At 66.8% G+C, this 22,879-nt stretch carries 18 protein-coding genes; 2 read left to right on the plus strand and 16 right to left on the minus strand.

Translation table 11 applies throughout. The features are described from left to right. Positions 1–155 precede the first annotated feature (155 nt). The 4 genes from AC5P6A_RS12275 to AC5P6A_RS12290 form a co-directional block, all read right to left on the minus strand. Positions 156–2,333 carry a carboxy terminal-processing peptidase gene (locus AC5P6A_RS12275; protein WP_019660673.1) on the minus strand — a complete coding sequence of 726 codons (2,178 nt, stop codon included), beginning with the start codon at positions 2,331–2,333 and terminating at the stop codon, positions 156–158. A 278-nt stretch (positions 2,334–2,611) separates the two neighbouring features. Beyond that, entirely contained in the window at positions 2,612–3,622 is a 1,011-nt protein-coding gene (gene lipA, locus AC5P6A_RS12280) for a lipoyl synthase (RefSeq protein WP_019660674.1), read from the minus strand. A gap of 17 nt (positions 3,623–3,639) precedes the next feature. Beyond that, a complete protein-coding gene (lipB, locus tag AC5P6A_RS12285; protein ID WP_019660675.1) occupies positions 3,640–4,350 on the minus strand; it encodes a lipoyl(octanoyl) transferase LipB in 711 nt (236 codons plus the stop codon). Next, complete coding sequence (locus AC5P6A_RS12290) at positions 4,338–4,616, minus strand: YbeD family protein (protein ID WP_005411067.1); 279 nt, start codon at positions 4,614–4,616, stop codon at positions 4,338–4,340. Before AC5P6A_RS12290 ends, lipB begins: the two co-directional genes overlap by 13 nt. 263 nt (positions 4,617–4,879) lie before the next feature. Here AC5P6A_RS12290 and AC5P6A_RS12295 point away from each other — a divergent pair, with 263 nt between their 5' ends. Then, complete coding sequence (locus AC5P6A_RS12295) at positions 4,880–5,953, plus strand: lipid A deacylase LpxR family protein (RefSeq protein ID WP_021203734.1); 1,074 nt, start codon at positions 4,880–4,882, stop codon at positions 5,951–5,953. A 238-nt stretch (positions 5,954–6,191) separates the two neighbouring features. Here AC5P6A_RS12295 and AC5P6A_RS12300 read toward each other — a convergent pair whose 3' ends face one another. From AC5P6A_RS12300 to AC5P6A_RS12340, 9 genes are all read right to left on the minus strand, one after another. Next, a complete protein-coding gene (locus AC5P6A_RS12300; RefSeq protein ID WP_155030135.1) occupies positions 6,192–7,412 on the minus strand; it encodes a D-alanyl-D-alanine carboxypeptidase family protein in 1,221 nt (406 codons plus the stop codon). 100 nt (positions 7,413–7,512) lie between these two features. Continuing rightward, positions 7,513–8,784 carry a septal ring lytic transglycosylase RlpA family protein gene (locus tag AC5P6A_RS12305; RefSeq protein ID WP_329848883.1) on the minus strand — a complete coding sequence of 424 codons (1,272 nt, stop codon included), beginning with the start codon at positions 8,782–8,784 and terminating at the stop codon, positions 7,513–7,515. Beyond that, on the minus strand, positions 8,781–9,926 hold the full coding sequence (mltB, locus tag AC5P6A_RS12310) for a lytic murein transglycosylase B (protein WP_171952618.1): 1,146 nt from the start codon (positions 9,924–9,926) through the stop codon (positions 8,781–8,783). The genes AC5P6A_RS12305 and mltB overlap by 4 nt, the downstream gene beginning before the upstream one ends. A gap of 985 nt (positions 9,927–10,911) precedes the next feature. After that, positions 10,912–12,006: a rod shape-determining protein RodA gene (rodA, locus tag AC5P6A_RS12315; protein ID WP_026347091.1), complete on the minus strand. Its 1,095-nt coding sequence runs from the start codon at positions 12,004–12,006 to the stop codon at positions 10,912–10,914. A 148-nt stretch (positions 12,007–12,154) separates the two neighbouring features. Next, complete coding sequence (gene rodA, locus AC5P6A_RS12320) at positions 12,155–13,267, minus strand: rod shape-determining protein RodA (protein WP_019660682.1); 1,113 nt, start codon at positions 13,265–13,267, stop codon at positions 12,155–12,157. Further along, positions 13,264–15,336 carry a penicillin-binding protein 2 gene (mrdA, locus tag AC5P6A_RS12325; protein WP_155030138.1) on the minus strand — a complete coding sequence of 691 codons (2,073 nt, stop codon included), beginning with the start codon at positions 15,334–15,336 and terminating at the stop codon, positions 13,264–13,266. The genes rodA (AC5P6A_RS12320) and mrdA overlap by 4 nt, the downstream gene beginning before the upstream one ends. A gap of 3 nt (positions 15,337–15,339) precedes the next feature. Next, on the minus strand, positions 15,340–15,825 hold the full coding sequence (gene mreD / locus AC5P6A_RS12330; protein WP_019660684.1) for a rod shape-determining protein MreD: 486 nt from the start codon (positions 15,823–15,825) through the stop codon (positions 15,340–15,342). Continuing rightward, positions 15,822–16,835, minus strand: coding sequence for a rod shape-determining protein MreC (gene mreC / locus AC5P6A_RS12335; protein ID WP_312542127.1), 1,014 nt, complete (start codon positions 16,833–16,835; stop codon positions 15,822–15,824). Before mreC ends, mreD begins: the two co-directional genes overlap by 4 nt. Before the next feature lie 121 nt (positions 16,836–16,956). Further along, positions 16,957–18,003, minus strand: coding sequence for a rod shape-determining protein (locus AC5P6A_RS12340; protein WP_005419402.1), 1,047 nt, complete (start codon positions 18,001–18,003; stop codon positions 16,957–16,959). A 283-nt stretch (positions 18,004–18,286) separates the two neighbouring features. On the opposite strand from AC5P6A_RS12340, the gene AC5P6A_RS12345 reads away from it, so the two are divergent. Continuing rightward, positions 18,287–19,225: a carbohydrate kinase family protein gene (locus AC5P6A_RS12345; RefSeq protein WP_019660686.1), complete on the plus strand. Its 939-nt coding sequence runs from the start codon at positions 18,287–18,289 to the stop codon at positions 19,223–19,225. A gap of 220 nt (positions 19,226–19,445) precedes the next feature. On the opposite strand, the gene AC5P6A_RS12350 is transcribed toward AC5P6A_RS12345, so the two are convergent. The 3 genes from AC5P6A_RS12350 to AC5P6A_RS12360 all read right to left on the minus strand — a co-directional run bounded on the left by AC5P6A_RS12350 (position 19,446) and on the right by AC5P6A_RS12360 (position 22,853). Continuing rightward, on the minus strand, positions 19,446–20,066 hold the full coding sequence (locus AC5P6A_RS12350) for an HAD family hydrolase (RefSeq protein WP_134730128.1): 621 nt from the start codon (positions 20,064–20,066) through the stop codon (positions 19,446–19,448). Beyond that, complete coding sequence (locus AC5P6A_RS12355; protein WP_495222319.1) at positions 20,066–20,797, minus strand: hypothetical protein; 732 nt, start codon at positions 20,795–20,797, stop codon at positions 20,066–20,068. The genes AC5P6A_RS12350 and AC5P6A_RS12355 overlap by 1 nt, the downstream gene beginning before the upstream one ends. A gap of 127 nt (positions 20,798–20,924) precedes the next feature. Continuing rightward, positions 20,925–22,853, minus strand: a complete 1,929-nt coding sequence (locus tag AC5P6A_RS12360; RefSeq protein WP_111098682.1) for a M1 family metallopeptidase — start codon at positions 22,851–22,853, stop codon at positions 20,925–20,927. Positions 22,854–22,879 lie beyond the last annotated feature (26 nt).

Consider the following 22,879-nt stretch of genomic DNA (forward strand, 5'->3'; position numbering starts at 1 on the left):
TCCTGCGAGGACGGTACCGGCAAGGGTAGCCCCGTTGCTGTGTGCGGCAGGTCGAAAGCACCCGCGTCAGGCGGCCCCGTTTGCAGCCGGTTCATGCACGAAAAAAGCAGAAGGCCGGCAATGCCGGCCCTCGGGTATCACATACCGTGTCCGGCTCAGTCCGCCCAGCGACCGGCGCCGGTCGACTGCGGCAGCACCTGTGCCGACAGCGGGCGGTCGTTGGCCAGCAGGTTCACCGCATCGGCCAGGATGGACGCCGACTCGCGCAGCAGCGGGTCCGGGCGCTTCTCGGCCGCCTTCTCGCGCGCGGCGTCCTTGACGATGTCGCGCTCGTTGCCCGTCAGGCCGTCATCGCTGCTGTCATCGGCCAGCGGGTCCAGGGCCAGGCCCAGCTCCTTGCGCTGCAGCTGGCGTTCCTTGCGCTGGGCATCCTGGCGCTCACGCTCGGCGCGGCGCGTGGCCTCGTTGAGCGAGATGTACTTCTTGGCCGCCTCGGTGCGGAACTGTTCCACGTCCTCGTTCCACCACTGGAACTCCTTGTCGGTGGCGATGCGTGCGTCGTGGCGGGTTTCCAGCTTCGGCAGCAGCGGCGCGAAGTTGCCGTACTGGGTGTGCGGCACGGCGGCGATGCGGGTCCACGGCAGGGCGTTGTCGTAGGTGCTCTCGCCGAACTCGGTGGCGTCGACACTGGCCGGGAAGGCCAGGTCGGGCACCACGCCCTTGTGCTGGGTGCTGCTGCCGCTGATGCGGAAGAACTGGGCGATGGTCAGCTTGACCTGGCCAAAGCGCTGGGTCTCGCCGCTCGGCCAACGGTCGAGGTCGACGATGTTCTGAACGGTGCCCTTGCCGAAGCTGGTTTCACCGATCACCAGGCCACGACCGTAGTCCTGGATGGCACCAGCAAAAATTTCCGAGGCCGAGGCCGAACCGCGGTTGATCAGCACCGCCAGCGGGCCATCCCACGCCACGCCCTGGTTGCGGTCGCTGTTGACGGTGACGCGGCCACCAGACTCGCGGACCTGCACCACCGGGCCCTGCTCGATGAACAGGCCGGTCAGTTCGATGGCTTCATCCAGCGAACCGCCGCCGTTGTTGCGCAGGTCCAGCACCACGCCGTCCAGCTTGTCGTTCTTGAAGCCGGCCAGCAGCTTGGCCACGTCGCGGGTGGCCGAGGCGTAGTCGGCCGCATTGCGGCGACGGCCTTCGAAGTCCTGGTAGAAGGTCGGCAGCTTGATCACGCCGATCCTGCGTGCCGGCTCGCCATTGGCGGCCGGGATGGTCATGGTCTCTCCCTTCGCGGCCTGTTCGGCCAGGCGCACCTTCTGGCGGGTCAGCACCAGGGTGTGGTGCTTGCCGTCGGCACCCTCGGCGGCCGGAATGAATTCCAGCTTCACCTGGGTATCCTTGGCACCGCGGATCTTGGCCACGACGTCGTCGATGCGCCAGCCGATCACGTCCTCGACCAGGCCGGACTTGCCCTGGCCGACGCCGACGATGCGGTCACCCGGCTTCAGCGTGCCATCCACTGCAGCCGGGCCACCGGCGATGATCTCGCGGATCACCACCATGTCGTCCTGCCGCTGCAGCTGCGCACCGATGCCTTCCAGCGAAAGCGACATCGCCTGGTTGAAGTTCTCGGCGGTGCGCGGGGTGAAGTAGTCGGTGTGCGGATCGACAGCGCTGGTGTAGGCGTTCATGAAGAACTGGAAGACATCCTCGCCCTTCAGCTCGTTGACCGACTTTTCAAGCGTGGCATAGCGCTTGTCCAGCGTCTTGCGGATGTCATCGGGCTTCTTGCCGGCCAGCTTAAGACGCAGCCAGTCATTCTTCACCGACTTGCGCCACAGCTCATCCAGCTCGGCGCTGCTGGCGGCCCACGGCACCTTCTTGCGGTCGTACTCGAAGCGCTCGTCGGTGGTGAAGTCCGGTTCCTGCTTGAGCAGCTTGCGCGCGTAGGCCACGCGCTCGCCGACGCGCTGCTTGTAGACCGCAAAGACCTGGAATGCCGGCTCCAGCTCGCCGCCGCGAATGGCGGAGGAAATGTTGGCTTCGAACGGCGCAAAGCGCGCCACGTCGGCCTGCGTGAAGTACTGCTTGCCGCCGTCAAGCGTCTCCAGGTAGCGCTTGAACACGTCCTTGGACGTGGCCTCGTCCAGCGCGCGCGGGCGGTAGGCATAACGGCTGTCGGACAGCAGGCCGTACACCAGCTTGGAGGTGGTCACCTGATCGGCGGTTACCGCAGCGGGCAATGCCGGCGAGTCGGCCTTGGCCGCCAGCGCCAGCGGCGCCACCAGCGCCAGGGCCATCAGGAATGCGGGGGCTTTGAATTTCATTGACGTGCTCGAAGGCGCCTTGCCAAGGGGGAGACTGCGGGGTGTTAAGACACCACGACAGTGCCGAAAGTTGCCGGGTTTGTCACCCGGCCGCGCTCGGTGGAAAACCAGCCTAGCCGGGCCGGTGTAGCAAATTGTGAATGCATGTAGAGCCGAGCCCATGCTCGGCTGGCCGGCAGCAAGCAGCCGAGCATGGGCTCGGCTCTACGGCAGGCAGAGGTGTGCGGACCAAGGGTCCGCACCCACAGGAGAAGTAGCTCCCACCCACCGGCAGGGTGTCAGGAAATGCCGGCGCCCTTGGCCTGGACGTCGGCGTGGTACGACGAGCGCACCATCGGGCCGGAGGCCACGTGGCTGAATCCCAGCTCGTAGCCGTAGTCCTCCAGCGCCTTGTAGTCCTCGGGAGTCCAGTACTTCAGTACCGGGTGGTGATGCGCGGTCGGCTGCAGGTACTGGCCGATGGTGATCATGTCCACATCGTGCGCGCGCAGGTCGCGCATGGTGGCCTTGATCTGTTCGAAGTCTTCGCCCAGACCCAGCATGATGCCGCTCTTGGTCGGCACGCCCGGGTGCTGCGCCTTGAAGTTCTTCAGCAGGTTCAGCGACCACTGGTAGTCCGCACCCGGGCGCACATTGCGGTACAGGTCCGGTACGGTTTCGATGTTGTGGTTGAACACATCCGGCGGGTTCTGCGCCAGGATCTCCAGCGCGCGCTCCATGCGGCCCTTGCCACGGAAGTCCGGCGTCAGCACTTCGATGCGGGTACCCGGCGACTTTTCGCGGATGGCGGTGATGCAGTCGACGAAGTGCTGGGCACCGCCGTCACGCAGGTCATCGCGGTCGACGCTGGTCACCACCACGTACTTCAGGCCCATGTCGGCCACGGTCTGGCCGAGGCTGGCCGGTTCGTTGGCATCCGGCGGCTTCGGGCGGCCATGGGCCACGTCGCAGAACGAGCAGCGGCGGGTGCAGACCTCGCCGAGGATCATGAAGGTGGCGGTGCCATGGCCGAAGCATTCGTGGATGTTCGGGCAGCTGGCTTCCTCGCATACGGTCACCAGGCGGTTTTCGCGCAGCTTGGCCTTCAGGTTCTGCACGGCATTTCCCGAGGGAATGCGCACGCGGATCCATGACGGCTTGCGCAGCACCGGCGCGTCGGCGAACTGCACCGGCGAGCGGTTGATCTTGTCACCGCCCAGCTGCTTGACCCCGGCCTGCAACGGCGCGGCGGATGGGGAGTCGCCCTGCACGATCTGCAGGGGAATGGAACGGGCGGTGGTTTCAGTCATGGCAGTTCCGGGAGCGGTCAGGCGGCCGCAGAAAGATCGGGCAGTTCGTGCGTGGGCTGGAGCAGCAGGCCGAACTGGCGGGCCAGGTGCTCCAGCAGTACCGGCTTGACGGCCTCCATGCCGGAGGGCCCGCCCAAGTCTACTACCGAGGTCACCTGCAACCCCTGATAGCCACAGGGATTGATGCGGTGGAAGGGTTCCAGGTCCATGGCCACGTTGAAGGCCAGCCCATGGAAGGTGCAGCCGCGCCGCACACGGATGCCGAGCGCAGCGATCTTGGCACCACCGACGTAGACGCCCGGGGCGCCCTCGCGGCGTTCGGCACCGATGTTCCACTCGGCCAGCGTATCGATGAGGGCCTGCTCGATGCGGCACACGTAGTCGCGGACCCCGATCCCCAGCCGCGGCAGGCGCAGCAGCGGATAGACCACGATCTGGCCGGGACCGTGGTAGGTCACCTGGCCACCTCGGTCCACGTGCAGCACCGGGATCTCACCCGGTGCCAGCACGTGCTCGTCCTTGCCGGCCTGGCCCAGGGTGAACACCGGGTCGTGCTCGACCACCCACAGCTCGTCGGCATCGTTGTCGCTGCGCTGGTCGGTGAAGCGCTGCATGGCGCGCCATACCGGCTCGTAGGCCTGGCGGCCGAGGTCACGGACCACCGCCGGACGCGGCGCGCGGTGTTCCGGGGCGGCTTCGGCCGGGCAGCTGTCGGCTACAGCGTCCACTTCACTTCCGGGTGGTCGCGCAGCGCCTGGTGCGCCAGGTCGTACTGCTCGCGGCTTTCGGCCTTGAACACGATGCGGACGGACACGTACTTGCCGTTGGAGGAGTGCTTCCAGCTGATGCGTTCGTTGACCACATCGATGCCGGCAGCCAGCAGCAGGCGGGGGAGCTCATGTTCCAGGCCGCGGTTGGCCGGGCCCATGGCGCTGAGCTCGAACTGGCCGGGGAACTGGAAGCCGTGGTCGGGGTTGTCGGACTTGATTTCCATGGAGCCATTATCGGGCCGCAGGGCAACAAACCCAAGAGTATTCATCAACGTCAAACGGCGCACTGGTGAGTCGCTGCGTTGCAGCTGAACAGACGTTCAGCATTGGTCATTGCCCCGAAGCCCGCTACAGGAGGGTTCAGGATTGTCCTCACGAGACAATGTCGTTTTCGGAACAGACAAGTGATTCGAACGCGCTCGTTCCGTCACGTCCCCGAGAGTACCGTGTCGCGGCATATAACGACAGACAGAACAAAGCCCTCCCAATGAGTCCCCCCTCCCACCGCCGCCTTGCGGCCCTCGGCCTGTACGGCCTGCTGGCTGCTGCCCTCCCGCTTGCCGCCCAGGCGGCCGAACAATGTGGCCCGGACGCGATGCGCGACCATCCGCCGCAGGTCAATTTCCGCGTCGACAACGACCTGTTCGGCGGCCGCCACCAGGATCAGGGCTATACCAACGGTGCGCTGTTGACCCTGGTCTCCCCCAATCTGGTCGATTACACCGACGACCCCTGCCTGCCGCGCATGGCGCGCTGGGTGAACCGGTACCTGGAAGGGCTGCATCCGGGCAGGTTCGAACAGCAGAACATGATCTTCAGCATCGGCCAGGGGATTTTCACCCCAACCGATTTCAGCCGCAGGGACCTGATCGAGGACGACCGCCCTTACGCCGGCGTGCTGATCGCAAACTTCGGTTTCAATGCGCGCAGCGGCGACCGCCTGCAGACCACCCAGCTGACACTGGGCGTGGTCGGCCCGTGGGCGCAGGGCAAGCAGGTGCAGAATGCCGTGCATGAAGTGTTGGGCGACGAGAAATTCAAGGGTTGGGACAACCAGCTGCACAACGAACCACTGTTCATGCTGACCCATGAGCGCATGCGCCGCTGGCCGGGCGATGCCAGCGTCAATGCCGACGGTTGGGGTTGGGACGCGATCAGCCACTACGGCGGGTCGATCGGCAACCTGGAAACCAAGGCCAATTTGGGCGGTGAAGTGCGCTTCGGCTGGAAGCTGCCGGATGACTTCGGCAGCACGCCGTTGCGCCCGGCAGGTGAGAACACGGCGCCGACCCGCGGCGGCCGCCCAAGCGGGTGGTCCTGGCACCTGTTCGCGACCTCCGACGCTGCCTGGGTGATCCGCGACATCACGCTGGATGGCAACACCTTCCGCAACAGCCACAGCGTGGACAAGCGCCATGTGGTGGCCTACGGCGGGTACGGCGTGGCGGTGATGTACGGCCGCTGGAAGTTCGCTGCCGCGCGCTACCACAGCACGCGCGAATTCAACGGCCAGCGCCAATCGCCGGTGTTCGGCAGCTTCACCATCAGCCGCTCGCTGTAGGCGAGGGGCTGAGGGTGAAGCGGGTAGGTGCCGACCGTTGGTCGGCACACCGGTTACTGCATCGCTCGCTGCAAGTGAGGCGCTGCCGGTAGTGCCGGCCGCTGGCCGGCTCTCGCATTTCCGGATGGATTCATGGGGAGCCGGCCAGCGGCCGGCACTCCCCCCATCCGCATCCGACATCCCGGAACGAAAAGGCCGGCATACGCCGGCCTTTTCATTCACCACGCCGGGGCGTGGATCATTCCGATTCCCACCACATCCAGAAGCTGTCCCACAGGCGCTTGAAGAAGCCGGCCTGTTCGACGGCAGCCACGGCGACCAGCGGCGCTTCGGCGACGACCTTGCCGTCCAGCGTGACCTTCACGGTGCCGATCTGCTGGCCGGCAGTGAACGGTGCCTCCAGGGTCTTGGGCACGTCGATGCTCGGCTTCAGGTCGTTGTAGCGGCCGCGCGGCACGCTGACCAGCATCGGCTGCGCCACGCCCAGCTGCACCTTGTCGGCGGTGCCCTTCCAGACCTTGTGCTCGGCCACGGGCTTGCCCGGCTCGTACAGGCGGTGGGTCTCGAAGAAGCGGAAACCCCAGTTCAGCAGGGCCAGGCTGTCATCAGCGCGCTGCTTTTCCGACGCACCACCCAATACCACGGCGATCAGGCGCTGGTCGCCGCGCTGCGCCGAACTCATCAGGCAGTAACCGGCTTCGGAGGTGTGGCCGGTCTTGATGCCGTCGACGCTGCCATCTCGCCACAGCAGCAGGTTGCGGTTCGGCTGCTTGATGTTGCCGACCTGGAATTCCTTGATCTTGTTGTACGCGTAGGTTTCCGGGTAATCACGCACCATCGCGCGGCCCAGCAGTGCCAGGTCATAGGCGGTGCTGTGGTGGCCTTCGGCGGTCAGGCCGTGGGCGTTGACGAAGTGCGAGTTCTTCATGCCGATCTTGGCGGCGTAGCTGTTCATCAGCGACGCGAAGGCTTCTTCGCTGCCGGCCACATGCTCGGCCAGGGCGATCGCGGCGTCATTGCCGGACTGGATCGCCATGCCCTTTTCCATGTCTTCCAGGCGTGCGGTCTGGTTGACCGGGAAGCCGCTGTAGCTGCCATCGGTGCCGGCGCCGCCTTCGCGCCATGCGCGCTCGCTCATCATCACCTGGTCATCCGCACGGACCTTGCCGTTCTTGACCTCGGCGGCAACCACGTAGGACGTCATCACCTTGGTGATGCTGGCCGGGGCCAGCTGCTCGTGGATGTTTTCGCCAGCCAGCACCTGGCCGGTGGCGTAGTCCATCAGCACCCAGGCCTTGGATACGCTCGGCACCGGCGCCGGGGGGGTGGCAACGGTGGCCGGGGCGGCAGCGGCGGCGGCAGGCGCAGGCGTGGCCGGGGTCGGCAGCGGCGTCTGGGCGGAAGCCAGGCCCACCACCAGGGTGGCGGCCAGGGCGATGGCGGCGGAACGGAAATTCATTGGACAGCAGGCTCCAGGGGACGGCCGGGAATGGAGGGTGGAACGTAGCGGCCATTGTAAGGCCGGGCGAGCACGGGCCGGCAGCACCGGCCCGAGTGGATCAATCCTTGACGATCTGCGGCGAACCCAGGCCCAGACCGGCGATGCGGCCGGCAAGTTCCGCGGCACTGGCATGGTCGCTGGCGGGAACGCGCAGCCGGAACAGGGTGCGGCCACCGGCGGCGATGTCGCTGATGGTCGCGCCGACAATGCCGGCCGCGTTGAGCTGGCCCATCGCGCGGTTGGCATTGTCGCGGCTGGAGAAGCTGGCGACCTGCACCATCACCGCGCCGACCACCTGCTGCGACAGGCTGGGGGCTGCTGCGGTGGCGGGCACCGTACGCACTGCGGACGGCGCGACCGTGCGCGGCGCGGCGCTGGCGACTGCAACCGGCGCCATTGTGGGGCTGCGCACCGGCGGTGCGCTCGGCGGCAGGCTGCTGACCGCCACGTCCGGCACCGCGCTGGCCACGCCCTGTGTGGTGGCCGGCTGGCCACGCGCAGGCGTGGCGTCGGCCGGAAGGCGCTTGACCAGGCGATCGATGTCGCTGTCGGCGGTGGCACGCGCAGCCGTTACCGGGCGCGTACTGGCCGCCGCGACAGCCGTTTCGGCGGCACGGCGCTCGCGGCGCGACGGCTTCTGCGCCAGCAGGTTGCCCTCGCCCGGCTGCAACGCGCGCACCTCCACATTGCCGGTACCGCGCTGGGTGATGCCCAGCCGCACTGCGGCGGCATAACTAAGGTCGACCACACGGCCATCATGGAACGGGCCACGGTCGTTGACGCGCACGATCACCGACTCGCCGTTGTCCAGGTTGGTCACACGGGCGAAGCTGGGCAGCGGCAGCGTCTTGTGCGCGGCGGTGAACTGGTACATGTCGTAGACCTCGCGGTTGGAGGTCAGGCGGCCGTGGAACTTGGCGCCGTAGTACGACGCGGTACCGCGCTCGACATAGTTGCGGGTGTCGTCGAGCACCTTGTACGACTTGCCCAGCACCACGTACGGCGACTTGTTGCCGATGGCCGAACGCTCTTCGGCGGTCACTTCCGGCTCGGGAATGCAGGCGACGTTGGGAATGTAGTCCGGGGTGCTGTCGCGCACGCCGGGCTTGTACAGCCCCCCGGCGGTGTAGTTGCCGCGCGTGTTCGGGTCTTCCTTGGCCGCGGCATAGGGCGAGCCTTCCGGGCAATGCGCCGGGCGCGAGCCCCGACCCTGCACCACCGTGCCGCTGGGCTTGCCACCGTGGCCGGCCATGGCCGGCTTCTTCGGCGCACTGCTGCAGGCAGCCAGCGCGAGGACGATCAAGCTCGGGACCAGCCATCTGATGTTCATGCCGGGGGCAGCTCCTGTCCGGCGATGGCCTGCGACAACTGGAATACGGCCATCGCGTACATCTTCGAGAGGTTGTAGCGGGTGATCGCGTAGTAGTTCTGGAAGCCCAGCCAGTACTGCTTGCCGGTGCTGCCCTCAAGCGTGATCGGCGTTGCGGTGGCGCCCGGCTGCACCGCAGCGCTGGGCTGGTAGCCGCGCTGGGCCAGGTCGGCCAGCGACCAGGTCGGCATCCATTCGGTCGGGTTGAACTCCTCGCGACCCGGCGCCAGCGTGGCCGGTACGGCCACCTGGCCACCACGGACCCAGCCGCCCTTCTTCACGAAGTAATTGGCGATGGACGAGAACACATCGTCGTAGCTGGTGAACAGGTCGCGACGGCCATCGCCATTACCGTCCACGGCGTAATCGAGATAGCTGGACGGCATGAACTGGCCCATGCCCATCGCACCGGCATAGCTGCCCTTGAGCGTGGTGATGTCCAGCTTTTCCTCACGGCCCAGCTCGAACAGCTTGGCCAGCTCATCGCGGAAGAACAGCTCGCGGCGCACTTCGCGTTCCAGCTTGGCCGGGTCGCCACTGCGCGGGTAGTAGAACGCCAGCGTGTACAGCGCATCGAGCACGCGGTGGTTGCCGGCATTTTTCCCGTAACTGGTCTCCACGCCGATGATCGCCACGATCACCTCGGCCGGCACGCCGGTGCGCTGCTGCACGCGATCCAGTTCGGCACGATGCTGGGCCAGGAACGCGCGGCCGCCATCGATGCGTGCCTTGCTGATGAACATCGGCCGGTATTCGTTCCACGGTTTGACCCGTTCGGCCGGACGCGACATGGCGGCGATGATCGGCTGGCGCACCTGCGCCTGGTCGAGCACGCTGCTGATCTGCTCCGGCTTCAAGCCATAGCGCTTGGCGGTATCGGCAATGAAGCGGGCCCGTGCAACCTCGAACGGCACCGGGGTGAGATCGACCGGCGGTGCGGTGGCGGCAGTGGCTTCAGGCGCGGCCTCGGCCGGACCATGGGCCTTGGCGGACGGCTGGCGCGGCGTGCTGCTGGCCTGCGGCGAAGACGGTGGGGACTTCGGCTGGGTCGCGCAGGCGACCAGGCCGAGGGTGAGCATGCAGGCCAGAGTGCGTCGAATCATCGTCGCAGGTTAGCAGGTCATGGATGAATTAAAACCCCTAACACCATGAATCACAACGATTTGCCCCGTTCAGCGGGAAAAGTGAAGACGTCGTGATCGGGCTTCCCCATTCAGATAGAGGTGGCCGGTTGCGTCCCCATCCCCGCAGACGCAACCGGCGACCGGATCCGGTCGATACCTGCGCGGCTGCCGCTCCCCAGTGGCAGTGCCCCGCGCTCCCTGTATCCGTTGGATCAGTACTGCTCCCGCCCGACGCCCCCTCGCGCTGCATCGATTGACGGCGCGCCGTGCCGAACGGGCCGCCATTGTGCAGGCCGATTACGACAAGTCCATTGATCAAGATCAACGCGGCGTAAAAGTGTGAACCAGCTAACGTTTTTTGCGGACTTTGGTCAGCGGGTGTGCTGCCGTGCATCGTTGTGAGAACGCTTCCATAACCGGCGTTGCGCAGAGTCAGGAAGTTTCCAGCCAACGGCGCTGCCCCTCGTGGGTGGTGTCTGGGTGGTCGCGGAAAGGAGAAGCCGCGGGTGGGCCGGTCGGGTTGGGTGCGCGGGGGACGCCGTGAATCCGTCCCTGGAGGCTTGGCAGCCGCATCCATGCGGCTGACACCCCCGCGTACCCAACCCGACCGGCCTCTGACAGATTTCGGAGGTCTGCCACCCACGGAGAAGAAAAAGAAGATCAAAAGATCGCGACGCTGCGCTTGCTCGTGACCCGAGCATGGATCGGCTCTACACAAGGCAATGAAGCGACCCGCCAGGCCGCCTTTGCTTTTGATCTTCTTTTTCTTCTCCGGGGGAGACGCGCACGGAACCTGTCCGTGGCCGGGTAGATGGGCTGCGCAGGGGCGTGAGCCGCATGGATGCGGCGACCGAGCTTACATGGATGTACTTGCAGCGTCCCCTGCGCGGCCCATCTACCCGGCCCCACCCATGAACTGCTTTGCGCGGTCATCCACGAGGGGCTGCGCCGTTGGCTGGAAACCCTATCCCCCGTGCACGGGTCGGTGCCCGCGCACCGCCATCACCAGCCCGATACCCGCCAGCAGCGACACCGCCGAGGTACCGCCATAACTGATCAACGGCATCGGAATGCCCACCACCGGCAGCAGGCCGGAAATCATCCCGCCGTTCACCAGTACGTACACGAAGAACGCCAAGCCCAGGCTGCCGGCCAGCAACCTTGCGTGCGTGTCGCGGGCGTGCACCGCGATCCACAGGCAGCGGCCGACCACGAACAGGTACAGCGCAAACACGGTGGCCACGCCGATCCAGCCGAACTCTTCGGCCAGCACCGAGAACGCGAAGTCCGTGGTGTACTCAGGCAGGAAGTCCAGCGTGGCCTGGGTGCCCTGCCCCCAGCCACGACCCTGCCAGCCACCGGAACCGATCGCGATGCGTGACTGCAGGATGTTCCAGCCGGTGCCGAGCGGGTCTGCCGCCGGATCGAGGAAGGTCAGCACGCGATCCTTCTGGTACTGACGCAACAGACCGAACCATGCCAGGGGTGCGGCCACCGCAAGCCCTGTTGCCCCGGTCGCCACCCATCCCCAGTGCAGGCCCGCCAGCAACAAGGCGAACACGCCGCTGGCGGTGACCAGCGTTGCGGTACCGAGGTTGGGCTGCATCAGGATCAGTACTGCAGGCATGCCGATCAGCACCGCAGCCGTCAGTACCGTGCGTGGCGACGGCGGCAGCGGTTGGCGATGCAGGTACCAGGCCATCATCAGCGGCAGGCTGAGCTTGAGCAGTTCGGACGGTTGCAGGTAGAACACGCCGAGGTTGAGCCAGCGCTGCCCGTATTTGCCGGTGCCGACCACGTAGACCGCCATCAGCGGCAGCATCGACAACGCATACAACGCTGGTGTCCACGCCCGCAGGCGCAGCAGCGAAACACGCGACAGCAGCCACATCGCCACCAGGCCACCGGCAAAGCGCGCCGCCTGCCCGGCCACGGGGCCGGACACGCTGTGCAGCACCGCCAGGCCGACGCCCATCAGGATCAACAACGCAACCAGCAACGGCAGATCGATCGTGCGCACCGCCTCACGGCAGCCGCCAAGCAGTCGTTTCCATTCCACACGGCCACGGTAGCAATGCGTGCTTGCGTGAAGCTGTCAGCGCGGTGCCGCATTTGTAGAGTCGAGCCATGCCCGACTGCCTTTCATACAGCAGAAGCAGCCGAGCATGGCTCGGCTCTACAAGAATCAGGAGCAGGAAGCGCGGCGGCTAGCCGTAGCCGCCGTGCACCGGGTTGTGGCTGCGCACCGCCATCACCAGGCCGAAGCCGGCCAGCAGTGACACCGCCGAGGTACCGCCGTAACTGATCAGCGGCATCGGCACGCCCACCACCGGCAGCAGGCCGGAAATCATCCCGCCGTTGACCAGTACGTAGACGAAGAACGCCAGTCCGGTGGCCCCGGCAAGCAGGCGCGAATAGGAATCGCGCGATTGGCTGGCAATCCACAGGCAACGCCCGATCACCAGCAGGTACAGCGCCAGCACGGTGGCCACGCCGATCCAGCCGAATTCCTCGCTCAGCACCGAGAACGCGAAGTCGGTGGTCTGCTCGGGAATGAAGTTCAGGTGCGACTGCGAGCCCTCGCCCCAGCCCTTGCCATCGAAGCCCCCGGAACCGATCGCGATCTTCGACTGGATGATGTTCCAGCCGGCGCCAAGCGCGTCCATTTCCGGGTCCAGGAACATCATGATGCGGTCCTTCTGGTACGGCCGCAGCAGCCAGAACCAGGCCACCGGCGCGACCGCGGCCACGCCGCCTACGCCCAGCCCGACCCACCACCACGGCAGGCCTGCCAGCAGCAGCACGAACACGCCACTGGCGGCGATCAGCACACCGGTGCCGAAGTCCGGCTGCAGCATCACCAGGCCGGTCGGTACGCCGATGATGACCAAGGCCACGAGCACGGTATTGAAGCGCGGTGGCAGCGGCATCCTGTGCAGGTACCAGGCCACCATCATCGGCAGGCTCACCTTCAGCAGCTCGGCCGGCTGCAGGTAGAAGAACTTCAGGTCCAGCCACTGCCGGCCATACTTGCCGGTGCCGAGCACGAACACCGCCAGCAACGGAATCATCGAGATTGCATAGATCATCGGCGTGGCCGAGCGGATGCGCAGGATAGGCACGCGCGAGATGCCCCACAGCGCCGCCATGCCCACCGCGAAGCGCGCGCCCTGGGCCATCACCAGGCTGTCGCCTCCGGCACTCTTCAGGGTCGCCAGGCCGATCACCATCAGCGCGCCGAGGGCCAGGCACAGCACCCAGTCCAGCGTACTGAAGAAGCGGCGCAGCATGTCGCCGGCCCAACGCAGGAACACTCTCATCGTGCGGGCTCCGCAGGGGTCGGCCGTGGCGTGGCCGGCAACGCGGCGGCCTGCGCATCCGGCTGCGGCGCGGGTGCAGGCGCCGGTGCAGGCACGCCGATCAGCACCGGATGTTCTCCCACCTGTGCAGCGGCAAGGTCGCCGGCCTGGCGCGCGCTCGCGTCTTCGTTGTCGAACGCGGTGGCGCCGATGGCAGTGGTGCCGCGCTCGCTGTCCAGCGGCTGCATGCCTTCGGGCATCTTGCCCAGCAGGTAGGCATCGAACACCTTGCGGGCGATCGGCGCCGCGGCTGAACCACCGTAGCCACCGCCTTCCACCGCCACCGCAATCGCGATCACCGGGTTTTCGACCGGCGCGAAGCCAACGAACAGCGCGCGGTGGCGCAGGTGCATCGGCAGGCTCTTCGGGTTCACTGCAGCAGTGCCCTTGCGGCTGATGACCTGTGCGGTACCGGTCTTGCCGGCCATCACGTACGGCGCACCCACCGCCACGCGCCAGCCGCTGCCGCCGGGCCGCATGGTCGCCATCATGCCCTCGCGCACGGCCTGCACGTTGTTGGGGTTGGGGCTGATCGGCTTGCTTTCGCCGGCCGGCATTGCCGTCCAGTCGCTGTCGAATCCTTCGCGCTGCTGGATCACCAGGTGCGGGGTGCGCAGCTGGCCGTCGGCCAGCGCGCTGACGCCGCGCGCCAGCTGCAGCGGGGTGACCTTCCAGTCGCCCTGGCCGATGCTGATGTTGACCGTGTCGCCCGGGAACCAGGCTTCCTTGCGGGTCTTCCGCTTGTAGGCCGGCGACGGCAGGATGCCGCCGATTTCGCCGGTGAGGTCGATGCCGGTCGGCTGGCCGAAGCCGTAGTACTCCATGTAATGGTCGAAGCGCTCGATGCCCAGGTCCAGCGCCAGCTTGTAGTAATAGGTATTGACCGATTCGGCGATCGACTTGCGCAGGTCGGTCCAGCCGTGGCCGCCGCGATGCGCATCACCCCAGCCACGTGAAGTGCCGGGCAGGTAGAACATGCCGGTGGACAGCACCTTGTCTTCCGGGCGGCGCACGCCCGAATCCAGGCCGGCCAGGCCGATCAGGGGTTTCAGCGTGGAACCGGGGGCGACGCCACCGAGCACCAGGCGGTTGAACTGCGGCCGCGACGGGTTTTCGTTCAATGCCTTGAAGTCGGCATGGGAAATGCCGTTGACGAACAGGTTGGGGTCGTAGGACGGCAGGCTGACCATCGCCAGCACTTCGCCGGTACGCGGGTCCATCGCCACCGCCGAGCCTTCCTGGTCGCCGAAGGCAGCCACCATCGCGCGCTGCAGGTCGGCGTCGATCGACAGCCGCAGGTCCGCACCGGACTGCGCGGCCACCCGGCCGATGGTGCGGATCGCGCGGCCCTGCACGTTGGTCTCGACCTGTTCATAGCCGACCCGGCCACGCAGCTGCTGCTCGTAATAGCGCTCCAGGCCGGATTTGCCGATGTGGGTCAGCGCGGCATTACCTTCGCCGAGGATTTCCAGATCCTTGTCATCGACGCGACCGACGTAGCCGATGATGTGCGCGAACAGATCGCCATACGGGTAGCGCCGGGTCAGGTAGGGTTCCAGCTCGACCCCCGGGAAACGCCAGCGGTCGACGGCAAAGCGCGCCATCTCCTCGTCGCTCATGCGCAGCTTCAGCGTGACCGGCAGGAACTTGCGGCGCGCCTTGCGCGACTTGTTGAACGCTTCCAGCTCTTCCGGGCTGATGTTGATGATCTTCGCCAGCCCTTCCAGGGTGGCGTCCATGTCCTTGACCTTGTCCGGGGTCACGTCCAGGCGGAACGCCGGCACGTTTTCGGCCAGCAGGCGACCGTTGCGGTCGTAGATCATGCCGCGCCCTGGCACCACCGGCCGCGGCTTGATGCGGTTGGCTTCCGAGCGCGTGGCGTACACGTCGTGGTCCAGCACCTGCAGCTTGAAGTACCAGCCGCCCAGGCCCAGCAGGCAGACCAGCACGCCCAGGAAACCCAGCGCCGCACGGCGGCGGAACTGTTCGGCTTCGGCGTGCGGGTTCTTGACCTGGCGGCGCGGAATCATGGCTCAGCGCCCGCGCTTGCCGAAGCGCACCGCGTCCAGCAGCACGAACACCAGCGGCCACAGGCCCATGCCCAGCAGAGGCGCCCACCAGTACGACCAGGGCAGGGTCGGTTCGCCCACCAGGATGTGCACCAGTGCGCTGACGATGCGGTCGTTGAACAGCAGGCCGCCGATGGCCAGCATCTGCTGCGACATCGGGAAGAAGCGGATGCGCGCGCGGAAGCGCTGCAGGATGAAAGCCAGCATCACCAGCCGCAGTGCCTGCTCGCCGAGGACACCGCCGTACAGCAGGTCGGCGATGACGCCGCTGGCAAAGGCGATGCCCAGGCCGACGCGCTCAGGAGCTTCGATCACCCAGTACGCCAGCACCAGCGCCAGCCAGTACGGGCGCAGCGGCTGCAGCAGCGCCGGCAGCGGCAGCAGGCCCAGCAGCAGCGCCACCACCAGGCTGGCCGGCAGCACCCATGGCTTGTCGCGCAGGCGGCTCATCGCTGCGCCTCCGGCGTGGTCGGTTGCCGGCCAGCGGCCGGCACTACCGGGGCGCTGACCGGAGCTGGCGTCGTTGCCGCTGGCGCGGTTCCCACGGGCACGGTGGCGCCGGTGGCCGGGCCACCCGGGGCGGTTTCTTCCAGCTGCAGGCGCAGCTCCGGCGGAATGCGGATCGCCGCGCCCGGGCGCAGCAGCAGCACGTCGCGGCCGCGGTCGAGCTGCGCCGCCGGCTTCAGTTCGCCGACCAGGAACGCATGGGTGTCGTCCGGTCGCAGGCCGGTGATGGTGCCGACCGGGAAGCCGGCCGGGAAACGACCGCCAAGACCGGAGGTGACAATCTCATCGCCCACTTCCACCCCGGCGCTGAGCGGGATATCGCGCAGTTCCAGCGTGTCGCCGCGGCCATAGACGATCAGGCGAACGCCGTTGCGGGCCACGGTGACCGGCACGGCATGGTCAGGGTCGGTCAGCAGCAGCACGGTAGAGGTGCCGCCGGTGACGCTGATCACCTGGCCCATCAGGCCGCCGGCGTCGATCACCGCCTGGCCGACATGCACGCCCTCGCGGCTGCCGGCATCGAGTACCAAGCGCTGTTTGACCGGGTCCAGGTCGATGTCCAGGATCGGCGCCAGCTGCACGTCCAGGCCACTGCGCTCGGCCACGTTCAGCAGTTCGCGCAGCTGGGCATTGTCCAGTGCGGCGGTCTGCAGGCGGGTCAGGCGCGCGTTGGCCAGCAGCAGCTGGTTGCGCAGTTCGCGGTTCTCGGCGACCAGCTGGCTGTGGCTGGCGGCAGAATCCTTGACCTGGTTGCCGAGCTTGCCGGGCAGGCCGGCCAGTGCCCAGACCGGCTGCACCAGGCTGTTGGCCTGCTCGCGCAGGCGCGCCAGCCAGCCGGCCTGGTCATCGAGCACGATCAGCGTGATGGCCAACGCGAGATAGGCCAGCAACCGCAGGGGGCTGGCGGCATCACCGGATCGGGAGGCGACGGGAGGACCGGCGTAGGGCGGCACGGCAACGATTCAACTGGCAGAAGGCGGAAGGGAAACACGCGGGCGCCCCGCCGGTGCCGGCCCGCCATCACGGCGGGCCGCACCCCGGAAGGGCGCGGCGGGCAGGAACGGCCGGGACGGCTTATTCCGGCGCAAAGAACTCGTTGCCGTGCATGTCCACCAGCTCCAGCGCACGACCGCCGCCGCGGGCCACGCAGGTCAGCGGATCGTCGGCCACCTGCACGTGCAGGCCGGTTTCCTCGGAGATCAGGCGGTCCAGGTCGCGCAGCAGGGCGCCGCCACCGGTCAGCACGATGCCGCGCTCGGCGACGTCGGCGCACAGTTCCGGCGGGGTCTGCTCCAGCGCCAGCTTCACCGCGCTGACGATGCCCGACAGCGGTTCGTGCAGGGCCTCGAGCACCTCGTTGGAGCTGATCTTGATCATCTTCGGCACGCCCTCGGCGAGGTTGCGGCCGGAGATTTCCATCTCGATCACTTCCGCCTGCGGGTAGGCGCAGCCCAGCTCGACCTTGATGCGCTCGGCGGTGGCTTCACCGATCAGCATGCCGTGGTTGCGGCGCACGTAGTTGGTGATGGACTCGTCGAAGCGGTCGCCGCCGATGCGGACCGAGGCCGAATAGACGATGCCGTTGAGCGAGATCACCGCCACTTCGGTGGTGCCGCCGCCGATGTCGATGACCATCGAGCCACGGGCTTCGGTGACCGGCATGCCGGCGCCGATCGCGGCGGCCATCGGCTCTTCGATCAGGAACACGTCACGGGCACCGGCTTCCTCGGCCGATTCCTTGATCGCGCGGCGCTCGACCTGGGTCGAACCGGCCGGCACGCAGACCAGCACGCGCGGGCTCGGGCGCAGCACGCGCGACTTGTGCACCTTCTTGATGAAGTGCTTGAGCATCGCCTCGGTGTAGGTGAAGTCGGCGATGACGCCGTCCTTCATCGGGCGGATGGTGGTGATGTGGCCCGGGGTACGGCCCAGCATCTGCTTGGCTTCGGCGCCTACGGCTGCCACCGAGCGGGTGCCACCGATGGCACGGTCCTGGCGCACGGCCACGACCGATGGCTCGTTCAGTACGATCCCCTGCCCGCGCACGTAGATGAGGGTGTTGGCCGTGCCCAGGTCGATGGACAGGTCGTTGGAGAACATGCCACGGAGTTTCTTGAACATCTGAGGAAGGAGTCCTGAGGGGTGTCGTGCCCGCCGCGGGATGGCGAAAAAATGGGCAGAAATCGAGGCCGACAAGCCTAGCAACCCGCCTGCCGCCGAGCAAGGAAAAAACTAGCTGAACCCGCGTCTTCACAGGCTTTCGGCCTGATCAGGTCTCACCCGGTTCTGGCCCTGAGCGGCACCAGCGGGTAACCTTTGCGCCGTCGGGCGCCCAAGGGCGCCGTTTGCTTGCCCGCTGAACCGGGCCGGCCCACCCCAAAATTCACCGCATAGGCTTACATCGATGTCCGCTCTGATCTGTGGTTCTCTTGCCTTCGACACCATCATGGTGTTCCCGGACCAGTTCAAGAATCACATCCTGCCGGACAAGGTGCACATCCTGAACGTGTCGTTCCTGGTCCCACGCATGCGCCGCGAGTTCGGCGGCTGCGCCGGCAACATCGCCTACAACCTGCACCTGCTGGGTGGCCAGCCGATCCCGATGGGCACGGTGGGATCGGACTTCGGCCCGTACCGCGAGTACTTCGAAGGCCTGGGCATCGACCTGTCGCGCGTGCGCGTGATCGATGAGCTGTTCACCCCGCAGGCATTCATCACCACCGATCACGACAACAACCAGATCACCGCCTTCCACCCGGGCGCGATGATGCGTTCCTACGAGAACCACGTGCGTGGCGTGCCGGGCGTGACCCTGGGCCTGGTCGGCCCGGACGGCCGCGAAGGCATGATCCAGAACGCGCAGGAATTCCACGAGGACGGCATCCCGTTCATCTTCGACCCGGGCCAGGCCATGCCGCTGTTCAACGGCCCGGAGCTGCGCGCGTTCATCGATCAGGCCGACTACGTGGTGGTCAACGACTACGAGTCGAACCTGCTGCAGGAGCGCACCGGCTGGGACGAAAAGGAGATCGTCAGCCGAGTCAAGGCCTACATCACCACCCGTGGCCCGAAGGGTGCGGTCATCCACACCCCGGAAAAGAGCTACGACATCCCGCCGGCGCACGAGCGCCGCGTGGTCGACCCGACCGGCTGTGGCGACGCCTTCCGCGCCGGCCTGATCTACGGCATCCAGAAGGGCTACGACTGGCTGACCATCGGCCGCATGGGCAACCTGATGGGCGCGCTGAAGGTCGAACACCCGGGCACGCAGAACCAGCGCTTCACCTTCGATGAGTTCAACGAGCAGTTCAAGCAGCAATTTGGCTACGCGCTTAGCGCGTAACCAAATTGCTCGCGCATTCCACCTTATCCCCGCGCCTTCGGCGCGCCCCCTTGAACAACAAGGGGGCTTTCCACCCGATGCGCTGCTGGGAATGCTGTTGGTAGGTGTCGACCTTGGTCGACACACTGTTTGATTCCTGTAGAGCCGAGCCATGCTCGGCTTGCGCGCGCCAGCGCGATCTGACCGGAGAGCAGCCGAGCGTGGGCTCGGCTCTACATCATCAGGCGCCCTGCCAGGCAGCCAACAAGGCGCGGCAATCGGCGAAATGCCAGTCGGCACGGCCCGGCCACGGATTTTCCGGCAGATTGACCAGCACGGTGTGCGTGCCTGCGGCACGGCCGCACTCCAGGTCGTAGGCGTGGTCACCGACCATCACTGCCTCCGCAGCCCCGATCCCCCAACGCCGCAGATGCTGCTGCAGGCCATCCGGTGAGGGTTTGGGCACCGCTTCATCGCGGCCGATGATGTCGGCATCGTCGAACAACGCCCCGACCCCGATCGCGTCCAAGGTCAGCTTCGCCAGCGCATGATCATTGCGGGTCAGGATGCCGAGCCGGCAGCCTGCCGCCGACAACGCGCGCAGCAGCTTCAGCGCACCCGGTGCCGGCAGTGCGTCCTCGGCCAGCGCGCGCTCATGATCCAGCAGCCACGCGCGCTTGGCCTGCGCCGGTGCGTCCGGCAAGGCCGCAATATGGTCAAGGATGTCTTCCTCGGCCGCGATCTCCAGCGCGCGGCGGATCGCGGCGAAATCATGCACGGCCACGGTCAGCGTGCCATCCATGTCGAACACCCAGTGCCGGATCGCGGACAACGCGTGCACGGCGCTGCCCGCCGCAACGATCACTGCCACCACTGCGGCATGCGGCTGGCGTCGACGCCACCGGTTTCGAACACAGCGGTGCGGGTGCCACCGGCCTTGACCGGGAACTCGATGCTGATCGATTTGCCCTTGCGCGCCAGCTTCCACAGCGCCTTCTGGTCGGTGATGAACAGGGCAATCGCTTCATCGGTCTTCGGCCGCCACGCTGCCATGGAAATCGGCTTGCCGTCGTCCACGGTCACTTTCACCGTGCACTGCGGGCAACGGAAATCGCCGGCCTGCAGCACCAGGTAGGCATGCCGCTTCCACTCCGGATGATCGCGGAACACCAGCTGCACCGGCTTGGCGCCGCTGCCATCCACGTCCACCCGTTCCTTGCTGTAGATCTGCGCCGAAACCTGGTTGCCCTTGTTGCCCACCGGAATCTGGTTGTACTGCCATAGCGCCTGCATGCGGCGCAGGTCGCGCGCGGCATCGCCCTTGGCCTTGACCTCGTCGAAGCCTGCGGCGATGCGGTCGGCGGCAGCGGTGTCCTTGTACTGGTCCAGCAGCGAGGCACCATGCAGGCGTGCGCGTTCCCAGTCCTCCGCGGCCACGGCCATGTCGTACTGCTTGGCCACGTCTTCGGCCTTGGCCTCCTTCTGCGCCTGCACGGCGGCTGCGGCGGCTTCCTGCGCCCTGCGTTCTTCCTCGGGGTTGCTGCAGGCGGCCAGCGCCAGCGTGCAGGCGGTGAGCAGGATCAGTCGTTTCATGGCGGAGGTCCTTTGCGAGTGCATCCCGATTCTATCGGCAGCGAAAAGCGGATACACCAACGGCGGGTTTCCCCGCCGTTGGTGGTGAAGCAGTGACCGGTTGCCGGCCAGCGGCCGGCACTACCGCTTACTTGGCTTCAGCCTTGGCCAGCATGTCCTGGACCGAGGCGGTGGTGATCGGGTGGTAGCCCGGCTTGGCCTTTTCGAAGGCCTGCTTGGCCAGCTCCAGCCCCTTCGGGGTCTTCACCAGTTCGGCGTAGATCGGCAGGATCAGCTTGCGACGGCCGACGCGCTCGATGAATGCCGCGGCGCCTTCATTGGCCTGCTCGTAGCCGCTGCGGATCGCCAGCGGGTACCAGCGCATGGCGATTTCGCCATTCGGGGTGCCGGTGAAGTGGAAGGCCTTGTCCAGCGTGGCCAGCTTGTCCAGCGGCTGGGTCGCGCCCAGGCCGTCGATGAAGCGCACCCATTCCTGGGTGCTCCAGTCGGCGATGACCTGGCTGCTGGGCACGGTGCCGGCGCTGGCAAAGGCGATGCGTGCGGTATCGACGCTGCTGAAGTTGCGCGACTGCGCCTTGGCCGCGAACGCCGGGATACCCGGCTCGTCCAGCCATGCCTTCAGTTCGGCCTCGGTCACTGCCGACGGATTCTTCGGCAGCAGGTTCTTCTTCATGTAGTCGACGAACTGGTCGGTGTTCGCGCTCTGGAAAGCATGGTCATCGAACCAGCCGCGCAGGAACGGATCGAAGGTCTCGCGGCCGAAGCGCTGCTCCAGGAACTCCAGGAACCATGCACCCTTGACGTAGGCGACCTGGCTGAGCGCTTCGTCGGGGTCGCGCTCGTTCAGCGGCGGCAGCGCCAGCGCCTGGTCGGCCGGGCTCATGTCCTTCACTTCGGCCAGCAGGTCGGTCTGGTCGATCTGCTTCTCCATCTCGGCCATCTCCTTGCCGTACAGGGCTTCGGTGATGCGGCCCTGGACGTAGGTAGTGAAGCCTTCATTGAGCCAGATGTCCTTCCAGCTGGCGTTGGTCACCAGGTTGCCCGACCAGCTGTGCGCCAGTTCATGGGCGACCAGCGAGACCAGCGACTTGTCGCCGACGATCACGGTCGGGGTGGCGAAGGTCAGGCGCGGGTTCTCCATGCCGCCGAACGGGAACGACGGCGGCAGCACCAGCATGTCGTAGCGGCCCCAGCGGTATTCGCCGTACAGCTTCTCGGCGGCACCGATCATCTTCTCGGTGTCCTCGAACTCCTTGGCTGCCTTGTTCACCATGGTCGGCTCGGCCCAGACGCCGGAGCGGCCGGAGATCGGCTCGAACACCAGGTCGCCGGCCGCGATGGCCAGCAGGTAGGACGGAATCGGCTGCGGCATCTTGAAGGTGTAGTCACCATCACGCGCGGCCTTCGGATCGTTGTCGGCGCTCATCAGCACCATCACGTCCGGGCGCGAGACCACGTGCGCGCTGTAGGTGAAACGCACGCTCGGGGTGTCCTGCAGCGGCACCCACGAACGGGCGTGGATGGCCTGCGACTGGCTGAACATGAAGGGCAGCTTCTTGCCCTCGGTCATCGACGGCGCCAGCCACTGCAGGCCCGAGGCGGTCGGTGCGGTGTGGTAGGTCACTTCCACCTTGGCCGGCTGCTCCGCAGCCTCGATGGTCAGCTTGCTGCCGAACACCTTGTCGGCCGGGGCCAGTTCGAACTTCAGCGGGCTGCGCGCGCCGTCGGCGGCAACGGCCTCGACCTTGGACACGGTCAGCTCGCGGGTGTCGAGCACCAGCTGCCTGGCGTCCTTCTGTTTCCATTCCAGGGTGTAGGTGGCGGTACCGCCGATCTGCTTCTGGTCGAAGTCCAGCTTCAGATCCAGCGCGATGTCCTTGATGACGACCTTGTCCGGCTCGGCGTACGAGCTTTCGTCGTGGCTGCGGTTCTCGGCGTTCACGGGGGCGGCAGGGGCCTTTGCGGCAGTCGGGGCGGCGGCGGGCGCGGCCGCCTCCTGGGAGCAGCCGGCGGCCAGGGCCACGGCCAGCGGAAGGAGCATCAGCGGATTACGCATGAATCGGGACCGTTACGGGGATCAAA

It is taken from the genome of Stenotrophomonas sp. YJH_SMC_20, assembly GCF_059367845.1.

Bases quoted from the DNA above. Each gene is read 5' to 3' on its own strand.
- AC5P6A_RS12345 (WP_019660686.1), top strand. From the start codon at position 18,287: ATGTCCGCTCTGATCTGTGGTTCTCTTGCCTTCGACACCATCATGGTG.
- mrdA (WP_155030138.1), bottom strand. From the start codon at position 15,336: ATGATTCCGCGCCGCCAGGTCAAGAACCCGCACGCCGAAGCCGAACAG.
- AC5P6A_RS12295 (WP_021203734.1), top strand. From the start codon at position 4,880: ATGAGTCCCCCCTCCCACCGCCGCCTTGCGGCCCTCGGCCTGTACGGC.
- AC5P6A_RS12305 (WP_329848883.1), bottom strand. From the start codon at position 8,784: ATGAACATCAGATGGCTGGTCCCGAGCTTGATCGTCCTCGCGCTGGCT.
- lipA (WP_019660674.1), bottom strand. From the start codon at position 3,622: ATGACTGAAACCACCGCCCGTTCCATTCCCCTGCAGATCGTGCAGGGC.
- AC5P6A_RS12355 (WP_495222319.1), bottom strand. From the start codon at position 20,797: ATGAAACGACTGATCCTGCTCACCGCCTGCACGCTGGCGCTGGCCGCC.
- AC5P6A_RS12360 (WP_111098682.1), bottom strand. From the start codon at position 22,853: ATGCGTAATCCGCTGATGCTCCTTCCGCTGGCCGTGGCCCTGGCCGCC.
- AC5P6A_RS12300 (WP_155030135.1), bottom strand. From the start codon at position 7,412: ATGAATTTCCGTTCCGCCGCCATCGCCCTGGCCGCCACCCTGGTGGTG.
- AC5P6A_RS12340 (WP_005419402.1), bottom strand. From the start codon at position 18,003: ATGTTCAAGAAACTCCGTGGCATGTTCTCCAACGACCTGTCCATCGAC.
- rodA (WP_019660682.1), bottom strand. From the start codon at position 13,267: ATGAGAGTGTTCCTGCGTTGGGCCGGCGACATGCTGCGCCGCTTCTTC.
- AC5P6A_RS12275 (WP_019660673.1), bottom strand. From the start codon at position 2,333: ATGAAATTCAAAGCCCCCGCATTCCTGATGGCCCTGGCGCTGGTGGCG.
- AC5P6A_RS12290 (WP_005411067.1), bottom strand. From the start codon at position 4,616: ATGGAAATCAAGTCCGACAACCCCGACCACGGCTTCCAGTTCCCCGGC.
- mltB (WP_171952618.1), bottom strand. From the start codon at position 9,926: ATGATTCGACGCACTCTGGCCTGCATGCTCACCCTCGGCCTGGTCGCC.
- mreD (WP_019660684.1), bottom strand. From the start codon at position 15,825: ATGAGCCGCCTGCGCGACAAGCCATGGGTGCTGCCGGCCAGCCTGGTG.